11 protein-coding genes are annotated in these 12,293 nt (G+C 67.6%); 9 read left to right on the top strand and 2 right to left on the bottom strand.

Annotated elements, in window-relative coordinates; genetic code table 11:
* Positions 1-112 precede the first annotated feature (112 nt).
* The 7 genes from EKM57_RS18620 to EKM57_RS18590 all read left to right on the top strand — a co-directional run bounded on the left by EKM57_RS18620 (position 113) and on the right by EKM57_RS18590 (position 8,725).
* Positions 113-2,926: a 2-oxoglutarate dehydrogenase E1 component gene (locus EKM57_RS18620; protein WP_129794172.1), complete on the top strand. Its 2,814-nt coding sequence runs from the start codon at positions 113-115 to the stop codon at positions 2,924-2,926.
* Positions 2,927-2,992: 66 nt separating this feature from the next.
* Positions 2,993-4,288, top strand: a complete 1,296-nt coding sequence (gene odhB, locus EKM57_RS18615; protein WP_129794035.1) for a 2-oxoglutarate dehydrogenase complex dihydrolipoyllysine-residue succinyltransferase — start codon at positions 2,993-2,995, stop codon at positions 4,286-4,288.
* 92 nt (positions 4,289-4,380) lie between these two features.
* The gene (lpdA, locus tag EKM57_RS18610; protein WP_129794034.1) at positions 4,381-5,778 is read left to right on the top strand and encodes a dihydrolipoyl dehydrogenase; all 1,398 of its coding nucleotides are present in this window, start codon (positions 4,381-4,383) and stop codon (positions 5,776-5,778) included.
* Positions 5,779-6,016: 238 nt separating this feature from the next.
* Positions 6,017-6,646, top strand: a complete 630-nt coding sequence (locus tag EKM57_RS18605) for a trimeric intracellular cation channel family protein (RefSeq protein ID WP_129794033.1) — start codon at positions 6,017-6,019, stop codon at positions 6,644-6,646.
* A gap of 32 nt (positions 6,647-6,678) precedes the next feature.
* Complete coding sequence (locus EKM57_RS18600) at positions 6,679-7,323, top strand: TetR/AcrR family transcriptional regulator (protein ID WP_243451139.1); 645 nt, start codon at positions 6,679-6,681, stop codon at positions 7,321-7,323.
* Positions 7,320-8,324: an SRPBCC domain-containing protein gene (locus tag EKM57_RS18595; protein WP_129794032.1), complete on the top strand. Its 1,005-nt coding sequence runs from the start codon at positions 7,320-7,322 to the stop codon at positions 8,322-8,324. Before EKM57_RS18600 ends, EKM57_RS18595 begins: the two co-directional genes overlap by 4 nt.
* A 2-nt stretch (positions 8,325-8,326) precedes the next feature.
* Positions 8,327-8,725, top strand: a complete 399-nt coding sequence (locus tag EKM57_RS18590) for a DUF1761 domain-containing protein (protein WP_165357547.1) — start codon at positions 8,327-8,329, stop codon at positions 8,723-8,725.
* Here the strand turns inward: EKM57_RS18590 and EKM57_RS18585 are convergent, their stop codons facing one another.
* Together EKM57_RS18585 and sppA are read right to left on the bottom strand one after the other, a co-directional pair.
* Complete coding sequence (locus EKM57_RS18585; RefSeq protein ID WP_243451138.1) at positions 8,726-9,274, bottom strand: GNAT family N-acetyltransferase; 549 nt, start codon at positions 9,272-9,274, stop codon at positions 8,726-8,728. It lies immediately after the preceding gene.
* Positions 9,271-11,142: a signal peptide peptidase SppA gene (gene sppA / locus EKM57_RS18580; protein WP_129794029.1), complete on the bottom strand. Its 1,872-nt coding sequence runs from the start codon at positions 11,140-11,142 to the stop codon at positions 9,271-9,273. The genes EKM57_RS18585 and sppA overlap by 4 nt, the downstream gene beginning before the upstream one ends.
* Positions 11,143-11,396: 254 nt before the next feature.
* Between sppA and groES the strand changes: the two genes are divergently transcribed.
* Both groES and EKM57_RS22555 read left to right on the top strand, forming a co-directional pair.
* Complete coding sequence (gene groES, locus EKM57_RS18575; RefSeq protein ID WP_129794028.1) at positions 11,397-11,711, top strand: co-chaperone GroES; 315 nt, start codon at positions 11,397-11,399, stop codon at positions 11,709-11,711.
* 123 nt (positions 11,712-11,834) lie between these two features.
* Positions 11,835-12,293 (top strand): TCP-1/cpn60 chaperonin family protein (locus EKM57_RS22555; protein ID WP_305849914.1); only part of this gene is annotated, 459 nt, incomplete at its 3' end.

Genomic DNA, 12,293 nt, shown 5'->3' with positions numbered 1-12,293 from the left:
CTGGGGCGATTTCGAGCCGGACCGCGAGGTCCGGCGAGTTGGAGATCGCTCCGAACGAAGGGAGCGTAGAGCAATCGTGACTCGGCCAGGTCACGAGGGTTCGAGCGGGCAGATGGAAGGCGAAGGACAGGTGGAGAATTTCGGCGAACGCGAGCCGGGCCCGAGTTGGGCGCGTGACAATTGGCCGCTGGTCGAGCTCGATGAGGTCAATGCCGGTCTCGATCCGACGAGGATGACCATTGAACGGGTCGCCGCGGCGGCTCGCAAGGACGCGGCGTCGGCCGGGCGATCGGACGCGGAAGTGGAGCAGGCGGCGCAGGATTCGATCCGCGCCATGATGCTGATCCGGACCTATCGGGTCCGCGGCCACCTTGCCGCCGATCTCGATCCGCTGCGGCTGCACAAGAGCGAGATCCCCGCCGACCTCACCCCCGAGTTCCACGGCTTCAGCGGCGCCGACCTCGATCGGCCGATCTTCCTCGGCGGGACGCTCGGCTTCGAGCGGGCGACGGTGCGGGAGATCGTCGAGGTCCTCCGCAGCAATTATTGCGGCACGGTCGGCCTCGAATATATGCACATCAACGACCTGGAGGAGCGGCGCTTCCTCCAGGAGCGGATGGAGGGCCGCGAGGCGGAGATCCGCTTCACGCCCGAGGGCAAGCAGGCGATCCTCGCCAAGGTCATTCAGGCCGAGCAGTGGGAGAAGTTCCTGGCCCGCAAATATGTCGGGACCAAGCGCTTCGGGCTGGACGGCGGCGAATCGATGATCCCCGCGCTCGAGGCGGTGATCAAATATGGCGGCGCCTACGGCGTCGAGGACATCGTCATCGGCATGGCCCACCGCGGCCGCCTCAACGTCCTCGCCAACGTCATGGGCAAGCCCTATCGCGCGATCTTCTCCGAATTCGCCGGGGGCGCCGCCAATCCGGAGGATGTGGGCGGATCGGGCGACGTCAAATATCATCTCGGCACCTCCTCCGACCGCGAGTTTGACGGCGTCAGGGTGCATCTCTCGCTGGTTCCCAATCCCAGCCATCTCGAGGCGGTCGATCCGGTCGTGCTCGGCAAGTGCAAGGCCCAGCAGGTCGCCCGCGACGACGCGGAAGGGGATCTGGTGCTTCCCGTCCTGCTCCACGGCGACGCCGCCTTCGCCGGGCAGGGGATCGTCGCGGAATGTTTCGGATTCTCGGGGATTCCCGGCTACGCGACCGGCGGCGCGATCCATTTCGTCATCAACAACCAGGTGGGCTTCACCACCTCGCCCCAGTTCGCCCGCTCCTCGCCTTACCCGTCGGACATCGCCAAGGCGGTCCAGGCGCCGATCCTGCACGTCAATGGCGACGATCCCGAGGCGGTAACCTTCGCCTGCAAGCTGGCGATCGAATATCGCCAGCGCTTCAACCGCGACATCGTCATCGACATGTGGTGCTATCGCCGCTTCGGCCACAATGAGGGCGACGAGCCGAGCTTCACCCAGCCGCTCATGTATGCGGCGATCCGCAAGCATAAGCACATCTCGGAGGTGTACGGCGCCCGCCTGATCGAGGAGGGCGTGATCGACGGGGAATGGGCCGCCCGGCAGGCCGAGTCGTTCAACAGCCTGTTCGAGGACGAGTTCGAAGCGGCCAAATCCTACCTGCCCAACAAGGCGGACTGGTTCGAGGGCCGCTGGAGCGGCCTCAACAAGCCCTCCACGCCCGAGGACGAGCGGCGCAACGTCGGCACCAGCGTCGACGAGGCGACGGTGCGCGAGATCGGCGGCATTCTCACCACCGTTCCCGGCGACATCGCCCTTCACAAGACCCTGCAGCGGGTGATCGACGCGCGTCGGCAGATGTTCGAGAGCGGCCAGGGCTTCGACTGGTCGACCGCCGAGGCGCTCGCCTTCGCCACCCTGCTGCGCGAAGGCTCGCAGGTTCGGCTGTCGGGCCAGGATTCGGGCCGCGGCACCTTCAGCCAGCGTCACGCGGTCTGGACCTGCCAGGAGCAGGGCCGGAAATATATCCCGCTCACCCAGATCGGCCCCGGCCGCTTCGAGGTGCGCGACAGCCCGCTTTCGGAATTCGGCGTGCTCGGTTTCGAATATGGCTATTCGCTGGCCGATCCGCGCACCCTGGTGCTCTGGGAGGCCCAGTTCGGCGACTTCGTCAACGGCGCGCAGGTGATCATCGACCAGTTCATCGCCGCGGGCGAGGCCAAGTGGCTGCGCGCCAGCGGCCTCGTCATGCTCCTGCCGCACGGCTATGAAGGCCAGGGCCCCGAGCATAGCTCGGCGCGTCCGGAGCGCTTCCTGCAGCTGTGCGCCGAGGACAACATGCAGGTGGCCAACTGCACCAGTCCGGCCAATTATTTCCACATCCTCCGGCGCCAGATGCATCGCGACTTCCGCAAGCCGCTGGTGATCATGACGCCCAAGTCGCTGCTGCGCCACAAGCTGGCGGTTTCCAGCCTCGACGATTTCGTGGGCGACAGCCACTTCCGCCGGATCCTCTCGGACCTCAACCCTCCGAAGGACGAGGAGGTGAAGCGGCTCGTCCTGTGCACCGGCAAGCTCGCCTACGAGCTGATGGAGGCGCGCGACAAGGCCGGGGACCGGAACACGTCGGTGGTCCGGATCGAGCAGCTCTATCCTTTCCCCGCCGAGCCGCTCGTCGCCCGCCTCGGGCGGATGACCAACCTCCAGGAGGTGATCTGGGCCCAGGAAGAGCCGAAGAATCAGGGCTATTGGAACTTCCTCGAGTGGCGCCTCGAAAAGTGCCTGGAGGAAGCCGGGGTCGGCCCGCGCCGTCCCCGCTATGCCGGCCGTGCCGCTTCGGCTTCGCCGGCGACCGGCCTTGCCAAGCGGCATGCGACGGAGCAGGCGGCTCTCATCGCCGACGCGCTCGGCCATGGCGCGGCGCCCGAGGTTCATCGCAAGGCCAGCTAATATGCTTGGCGGCGACGTGCGCCGCCCCCCGACGAATGCGTGTCAGACGGAGGTTTGGAAACGAGAATGGCGACCGAGGTCAAAGTCCCCACGCTGGGTGAGTCGATCACCGAAGCCACTTTGGGCCAGTGGCTCAAGAAGCCCGGCGAACCGGTGAAGGCGGACGAGCCGATCGCCAGCCTCGAAACCGACAAGGTTGCCGTCGAGGTGCCCTCGCCGGTCGAGGGGGTGATGGGCGAGCAGCTCGTCGCCGAGGGCGACAATGTCGAAGTCGGCGCGGTGATCGCCCGGATCGACGCCGGTAGCGGCGCGGCCGCGGCTCCGGCTCCGGCTCCGGCTTCCGTCGAAACGCCGGTGAATCCGGCAGGCGCGGGCGAGAATATCGAGGCGCGCGAGCCGTCCCGGGAGGAAGGCGAGGACGAGGCGCCGCATCTGACCCTGTCGCCGGCGGTGCGGCGGGTCGTGCTCGAACATCATCTCGATCCGTCGAAGATCAAGGGCACCGGCAAGGACGGCCGGCTCACCAAGGACGACGTGCTCGCCGCTGCGAGGATCCAGAGCGCCGAGGCGCCCGCGCCCGCACCCGCCGCCTCCGCGCCCTCCACTGCGCCCGCCTCCGGGGCCGCACCCGCGGCGGCCCGGCCGTCGGCGCCCGCGGGCGAGCGGCGCGAGGAAAGGGTGCGGATGACGCGCCTGCGCCAGACCGTCGCCCGCCGCCTCAAGGAGGCGCAGGATACAGCGGCGATCCTCACCACCTTCAACGATGTGGACATGACGGCCGTGATGGCGGCCCGAAGCCGCTACAAGGACCTGTTCGAGAAGAAGCACGGCATCCGCCTCGGCTTCATGAGCTTCTTCGTGAAGGCGGCCGTGCTGGCGCTCAAGGACATTCCGTCGGTCAACGCGTCGATCGATCTCGATGAGATCGTCTATCGCGACTATGTCGACGTCTCGGTCGCCGTGTCGGCGCCGCAGGGCCTGGTCGTGCCGGTGATCCGCAACGCCCACGCCTTGAGCTTCGCCGACATCGAACTCGCCATCGCCGATTTCGGCAAGCGCGCGAAGGACGGCACGCTCAAGATCGAGGAGATGCAGGGCGGCACCTTCACCATCTCCAATGGCGGCGTCTTCGGATCCTTGCTGTCGACGCCGATCATCAACCCGCCCCAGTCGGCGGTGCTCGGCATGCATCGGATCGAGGAGCGGCCGGTGGTGAAGGATGGCCAGATCGTCGCCAAGCCGATGATGTACCTGGCTCTGTCCTACGACCACCGCCTCATCGACGGCCGCGAGGCGGTCACCTTCCTCGTGCGCATGAAGGAAGCGCTCGAGGACCCGGTGCGGCTGCTGATCGACTTGTAGAAACAAACCGTCACCCCGGCCAAGGCTGGGGCCCATGCCGAGACCGGCGTGGATGCCAGCCTCCGCTGGCCTGACGATCGAGGGAAAGACGAATGGCTGACACTGACTTCGACGTGATCGTGATCGGCGCCGGGCCCGGCGGCTATGTGGCGGCGATCCGCGCGGCCCAGCTCGGGCTGAAGACGGCCTGCGTCGAGAGCCGCGAGACGCTCGGCGGGACTTGCCTCAACGTCGGCTGCATTCCCTCCAAGGCGCTGCTCCACGCCTCCGAACTGTTCGAGGAGGCCAATCATGGCACGCTCGCCAAGTGGGGCGTGAAGGTCGGCCATGTCGAGCTCGACCTCGAGGCGATGCATGGCGGCCGCCGCGAGGCGGTGAAGGGGCTGACCGGCGGGGTCGAGTTCCTGTTCAAGAAGAACAAGGTGACCTGGCTCAAGGGCCATGCCCGCTTCACCGCCAAGGATTCGATCGACGTGGCCGGGACGGCCTACCGCGCGAAGAATTTCGTCATCGCCACCGGCTCCTCGGTCACGCCATTGCCGGGGGTCGAGATTGATCAGGAGCGGATCGTCGATTCGACCGGCGCTCTGGAGCTCCCGCAGGTTCCAAAGCGGCTCGTCGTCATCGGCGGGGGCGTGATCGGCCTCGAACTGGGCTCGGTCTGGCGCCGGCTCGGCGCCGAGGTGGTCGTCGTCGAGTTTCTCGACCAGATCCTGCCGGGCATGGACGGCGAGATCCGCAAGGAAGCCAACAAGATCTTCAGGAAGCAGGGTTTCGAGATCCGCACCTCGACCAAGGTCACGGGGGCCGAGCGCAAGGGCGATGGCGTGATCCTCACCGTCGAGCCGGCGGCCGGCGGCGCGGCCGAGACGATCGAGGCGGATGTCGTCCTCGTGTCGATCGGGCGCCGCCCGAACACCGAGGGCCTCGATCTCGACAAGGCCGGAGTCGCGATCAACAAGCGCGGCCAGATCGAGGTCGATCACGAATTCCGCACCGGGGTCGAGGGCGTCTATGCGATCGGCGACGTGACTCCGGGGCCGATGCTCGCGCACAAGGCGGAGGACGAGGGGATTGCGGTCGCCGAGATCCTCGCCGGGCAGATCGGCATCGTCAATCACGAGGTGATACCGAGCGTCGTCTACACCTATCCCGAGATCGCCGCGGTCGGCCGCAGCGAGGAGGAAGCGAAGGCCGACGGCTTCGAGGTGAAGGTCGGCAAGTTCCCGATGCTCGCGAACAGCCGCGCCAAGACCAACCGAGATACCGACGGCTTCGTCAAGGTCGTTGCCGACGCCCGCACCGACCGAGTCCTGGGCGTCCATATCATCGCGTCGGTCGCGGGGACGATGATTGCGCAGGCGGCGCAGGCGATGGAGTTCGGTGCGACATCCGAGGATATCGCTTATACCTGCCACGCCCACCCGACCCACAGCGAAGCCATCAAGGAAGCGGCGATGGCCGTGTCGGGCAAGCCGATCCACATCTGAACGTCTCGCCCGCCGAACCCGCGAGAGGGATAGTCGCGCCCCGGCCGGAGATCGCAGCTCCAGGCGACGGGGCCCCCGCCTCGAGTCTCAACGGTCGGCAGCCGGCCCGATGCCGGGAGGTCCTCCCCCGGCTTCGCGCGATCTGCATCGTCCCTCGAACCGGGCCGCGGGCGCCCCCGCATGACGGGCTCGTCGATTGGCGCAGGGCACGGCGCGGGAGCTGTGCTACTCAGATGCCATGACCGATCCTTCGATTCCGCCTGCTCTCGGCCCCGTCCTGGAATGGCTCGACCTTGCCGGAATAGCCGTCTTCGCCCTGTCGGGCGCGCTGGCGGCGGCCGAGCGCAAGCAGACGCTCGTCACCTTCGCCTTCTTCGCCACGATAACGGGCGTGGGCGGCGGGACGATCCGCGACCTGCTGATCGGCGCACCCGTCTTCTGGGTGCATGAGAATGCGATCATCCTGATCTGCCTGGGGGCGGCGGTCGCCGCCTGGCTGCTCCCGGCCAGGCTGATCAAGAGCAACGCCCTCTTATGGTGCGACGCCGCCGGGCTCGCCGCCTACGGGTCGTTCGGGGCGGCCAAGAGCCTCGCCTTCGGCCTCGCCCCGCTCCCTGCCTTCGTGATGGGAGTCCTCACCGGCTGTGCCGGCGGCATCATCCGCGACGTTCTCGCCGGCGAGCCATCGATCCTGATGCGGCCGGAGCTTTACGTCACCGCCGTCGCTCTGTCGTCCGCGCTGCTCGTCGGCCTCGTCATCGCCGGCACACCCGGCGGCGTCGCCGGCCTTGTCGCCGCCTGCGCCGGGTTCGTCCTTCGCGGCGGCGCCATTGCCCGCGGCTGGTCCCTCCCCGTCTACCGCCGCTGACCTGTTGAAGCCCGTTCTGCCGGGCGCTTGACTTGGTTGAGCGTTCAATCAACAACAATGGGATGTCCGCGCCGGCACCAGCAGCGAGTCGCGACACGCGCCGACGGATCGTCGAGGCGGCGATGGAGCTGTTCTGGGCCAAGGGCTACGGCTCGACCTCGATCGCGGACATTCTCCACCGCGCCGGGATCAACAGCGGAAGCCTCTACCACTTCTTTCCGGGCAAGCAGGACCTGCTCGTCGCGGTGCTCGAAACCTATCGCGACGGGATCGGGCCGATGCTGCTCGAGCCGGCCTGGGACGGCATCGAGGATCCTATCGACCGAATCTTCGCCTTGCTCGCCCGATATCGGCAGCTGATCGTCGAGACCGACTGCAGCTATGGTTGCCCGATCGGCAGCCTCGCGCTGGAACTGCACGAGCCGGACCCGGTCGTGCGCGAGCGGATGGCGGAGAATTTCGACCGCTGGACCGGCGCGATCCGCAACTGCCTCGAGCAGGCCCAGGCGCGGCTGCCTCCGGACAGCGACGTCCGATCCATCGCCGAATTCGTCCTGACGGTGATGGAGGGAGCGGTGATGCAGGCGCGCACCCATCGCGACGTCGCTTATTTCGACCGGGCCGTTTCCGAGCTTCGCCGATATTTCGAACGACTGCTGGCAGGGAGGGATGGATGACCATGATGTCGTTGGCGATCGCCGTCGCGCTGGCCGCGCAAGCGCCTGCGCTGCGCCCGGGCCTCGAGCCCTTGGCCTTCCTGGTGGGACATTGCTGGCAAGGCGAGTTCCCGGACACGGGTGAAAGGGACACGCATTGCTTCGAGCCGGTCTATGAGGGCCAGCACGTCCGCGACCGGCACGAGGTGCTGGGCGGCAGCCAAGCCTATCGTGGCGAGACGCTCTACAGTGCGGACAGCAGCGGCCGGGTCGCCTTCACCTACTGGAATTCGCAAGGCGGGGTGAGCCGCGGAAACATGCGCCCGTCCGGCGACCGGCTCGAGTTCGGCGACGAAGCCTATGTCGGCCCGGACGGCCGGCGCATCACCTTTTCGACCCACTGGCGCCGCCTCGGCGACGATGCCTATGAGGCGGTCACCGTCTCGAGCGACGCGCCGTCGATGAACCGAACCGTGCGCTACCGTCGGTTGGCTCCCGATATCGCCATTTCGGAGACGCGCGCGCCCGACGGCAGTCACATTCTCATCCATGAGACGGTGATCGGAGCGCCGCCGGCCGAGGTCTGGTCCGCCATCGCTACCGCCGAGGGTTGGCGGACCTGGGCCGTCCCGGTCGCCTGGGCGCCGGAACCCGACATTATCGAGACCAGCTATGCGCCGGCGGCGCGGGCGGGCGGGCCGGAGACGATACGCCAGCAGATTCTCGTCAGCATTCCCGAGCGACTGATCGCCTTCCGGACGATCAAGGCGCCGGACGGCTTCCCGCATTTCGAGACGTTCCGGCGGACCACCGGCCTGTTCGAACTGGGGCCGGACGGCCAGGGCCGCACCCGCGTGCGGCTCACCGGCGCCGGCTATCCCGACGACGAGGCGGGGCGCGAGCTGCTCGGCTTCTTCCGCGAAGGCAATCGGATCAGCCTGGAGCGGCTGCGCCAGCGCTTCGACGAAGGTCCGGTCGACTGGAGCCGGATGTCGCGTGAACAAGCTGAAGAGGGAGAATGACGATGCCCGAAGTCAACCTGATCGCGGTCTTCCTGTGCGGCGTGAGCTCGATGCTCCTCGGCGCCCTCTGGTATGCCCCGCCGCTTCTCGGCCGGGCCTGGCAGCGTCATGCCGGCCTCAGCGACGAGGCGATCGCCGGCAGCAATATCGCGATGATCATGGGCGGCGCCTTCCTGCTCAGCCTCGCCGCCGCTTATGTCTTCGCTCTCTTCCTGGGCACCGAAATGGGGCTCGGACCGTCGATCGCCGCCGGCGTGGCGGCCGGGCTGTTCTGGGTCGCGGCGGCTTTCGGGATCAATTATCTGTTCGAACGGCGGCCGCTGAGTTTGTGGCTGATCAACGGCGGCTATCACGTCCTGCAATTCACCCTGTTCGGGACGATCCTCGGCCTGATGGCCTGATCAGGGACCGTCCCAGACCGCGGCGACCGGCCTCGGCTCTTGGGGCCGGGGTGTCGGCCGGGCGAGCGGGCGCTGCCACAGGCCCACGCTCAGCCACTGGCCGAGCTTGTAGCCCACGTCCCGATACTCGCCGGCCCGCCCGAATCCGTGCGCCTCGTGGAGCCGGACGCTCGGCGCGTTCGGTAAGGTGATGGCGGCGATTGCCTGGGTGAAGCCCTGCGCTTCCAGCAGCGGCAGCAGCGCCGCATAGAGACGATTGCCGACGCCGCGCCGCTGCGCCGCGGCGTCGACATAGACGCTGGTCTCGACCGCGAAGCGATAGGCCGGGCGGGTACGGAACGCACAGGCGTAAGCATAGCCCAAGATGCGCTCACCGTCGTCGACGGCCACCAGCCACGGGTAGAGCTCGCCCCCGCCCTCGATGCGACCTCTCACGTCTCCCTGCGTCGGCGGGTCGCTTTCAAAGGAGACGGTGCTGCCGGTGACGTAGGGTGCGTAGATCGAGGCAATCGCCGCCGCGTCCCCGGCGGCGGCAAGCCTGATCTTCACCGTCCCGACACCATCGCGAACAGCCGGGCCAGCCATGATTCATGCCCCCGCACCGGCGGGACCGGCGCCGGCATCGGGCATTCAAGGCAGCGCGCCTGGATTGCGGGGCCGCGCAGCAGCGTCCGTACGTCGTGGAGCGCACGGGCGATCAGCGCTTCGGGCTGTTCGGCGAGCCCGGCGAACGGATCGCGTGCCGCCGTCGACTCGCTCGAACTGGCGCCGCTCAGCATCCAGGCGAGGAAGCCGGGCTCCGGCTCCAGAAATACCGGACGCGCCTGTGCCGGATCGATGCCCGCGCGCCGTGCCGCCTCGGCGACCGCGTCGTCGAGCGAGCCGAAGCGGTCGACCAGGCCGAGCTGGCGGGCGGTCCCGCCGTCCCACACACGCCCCTGCGCGATCTCGTTCACGCGCGTCGGGGGCAGTTTGCGGGCGCGGGCCACCAGGCCGATGAAGCGCCGATAGGTGCTCTCCACGCCGAGCTGCAGGAGCTGGTCGGCGGCGGGGGAGGGGCCGCGCAGCAGATCGGGCTCGCCGGACAGCGGCGTCGTACGGACTCCGTCCGCGCCGACACCGAGCCGTTCCAGCGTTCCTTCGAAGCTGGGCAGCACGCCGAACACGCCGATCGAACCGGTCATGGTCGACGGCTCGGCGAAGATCGTGTCGCCGGCGGTCGCGATCCAGTAGCCGCCGCTCGCCGCCACCGAGCCGAAGGAGACGACCACCGGAATGTCGCGCTGTCGCACCTCCAACAGGGCGCGCCGGATCCGCTCGGACGCCATCACCGAACCGCCCGGGGAGTCGACGCGCACCACCAGCGCGCGAAGGCGGTTTCCCGTGAGCGCGCGCTCGATATTCTTGACGATGGTCTCAGCCCCGGCCGTACCCAGCGCGGCCTCGCCGTCGACGATCAAACCCGCGACGGTGAGAATTCCGATCTCGCCATTGGCATTGCTTGCCGGATGCTCGTCGATCCAAGCGTCGAGATGGACAGCCTGATAGCTTCCCGGGATCTTCTCGTTGCCCGCACCGGCGAGCTCCGCCATCCGGCGCCCGAAATCGGTACGGTCGCCGATACGGTCGACCAATCCGGCCTGGAGGGCGGCGCGCGCCATGTCGCCATTGGCGGCCTGGATGAAGCGGGCCGGGTCCTGCACATAAGCGGCAAGCTGCGCCCGCGGCCGTGCGCGCGCGACATCCTGCTGCCAGGTCTCCCACAGGGCATTGGCGACCGCCTGGTTGGCCGCCCTTGCTTCGGGCGACATGTCGTTGCGCGTATAGGGCTCCACTGCGGACTTGAACGTGCCCACGCGATAGACGTTGGCCGTGATGCCGAGCCGCTCCATCAGTCCGGCGTAATAGAGGTTCGTGCCGCCCGGTCCGGCGATGACGACGGCACCGAGCGGGTCCAGCCAGATTTCGTCGGCATGGGCGGCGAGCTGATAGCCGTCGTCGCCATAACCGTTGGCGTAAGCCACGACGCGCTTGCCCGAGCGCCGCAGCCGGTCGAGCGCTTCGCCGACATTGGCGATCGCCGACTGACCCCCGCCGGTGAAGATGTCCAGATCGAGCGCGACCGCCTTGATCCGATCGTCGCCGGCGGCGGTGTCGATCGCGTGAATCACTTCGCTCAGTCGGAATTCACGGGTGGCCGAGCCCCCTCCGAGCAAGTCGAGGGGGTCCTGCGGCGCCGGCTGCTCGACGATCGCGCCGGCTAGATTGAGCTTGAGCGCGCCTTCCCGCGCGCTGTCCCGGTACGGGCTGATCGAGAGGGCGCCGTAGAGGGCGCCGAAAAAGAGCAGCATGAAAATGAGGACGAGGGCGTCCTTGACTCCGACGAGCAGCTTCCAGACCTTGCCTGCGAACTTCATCTCAGCTGCGTCTCCTTGCGTCGATTCGGGCTAGACGAGCCCCGGCGGAGTGTAAACGGGGCCTGAGGCGCCGGGTTGCCGCACTTTCGTCGCCCTTCATCGGCCGTTGGCGATCCCGCCCCTTGACGCAGCATGAACAACACCTAAATCGCGGCCATTGGCACTCGGCCCGCTCGAGTGCTAACAAGGCTCAACCAGACGCGGACTTCCCGGGCAGAAGGGGGGCTGCCGCGCAAATGAGGAAAGGTGAACGCATGAACTTTCGTCCGTTGCACGACCGCGTGCTTGTTCGCCGCGTAGAGGCCGAAGAGAAGACGGCCGGCGGCATCATCATCCCCGACACCGCCAAGGAAAAGCCGCAGGAGGGCGAGGTGCTCGCCGTCGGCGCCGGCACGCGCGACGAGGCCGGCAAGCTGGTGCCGCTCGACGTCAAGGAAGGCGACCGCATCCTGTTCGGCAAGTGGTCGGGCACCGAAGTGCGGCTCAACGGCGAGGATCTCCTGATCATGAAGGAGAGCGACATCCTCGGAATCGTCGAAGGCACCGCCGAGGCCCGCAAGGCGGCCTGAGGCTCAATCAATCAAATCGCCGTCATTCCCGTCCCGAGCCAAGTCGAAGGGCGGGGATCCGGACGGACCGAGCATGGACTCCCGCTTTCGCGGGAGTGACGGAAAGAGAAAGGGAAACTGAACATGGCAGCGAAAGACGTACGCTTTGCCCGTGACGCCCGCGAACGCATTCTGCGCGGCGTCGACATCCTCGCCGACGCGGTCAAGGTGACGCTGGGCCCCAAGGGCCGCAACGTCGTCCTCGACAAGAGCTTCGGCGCGCCTCGCATCACCAAGGACGGCGTCACCGTCGCCAAGGAGATCGAGCTGAAGGACAAGTTCGAGAATATGGGCGCGCAGATGCTGCGCGAGGTCGCCTCCAAGACCAACGACCTGGCCGGCGACGGCACCACCACCGCCACGGTGCTGGCTCAGTCGATCGTCCGTGAAGGCATGAAGTCGGTCGCGGCCGGCATGAACCCGATGGACCTCAAGCGCGGCATCGACATCGCCGTCAGCAAGGTCGTCGAGGACCTCAAGACCCGCTCCAAGGAAGTCGCCGATTCGAACGAGATCGCCCAGGTCGGCATCATCTCGGCCAAC

Origin of the sequence: Sphingosinicella sp. CPCC 101087 (assembly GCF_004151485.1) — a bacterium.
In the GTDB taxonomy this organism is placed as follows: domain Bacteria; phylum Pseudomonadota; class Alphaproteobacteria; order Sphingomonadales; family Sphingomonadaceae; genus Allosphingosinicella.
Note: the sequence above shows the minus strand (reverse complement) of the source record. Positions and strands in the feature narration are given on the sequence as shown.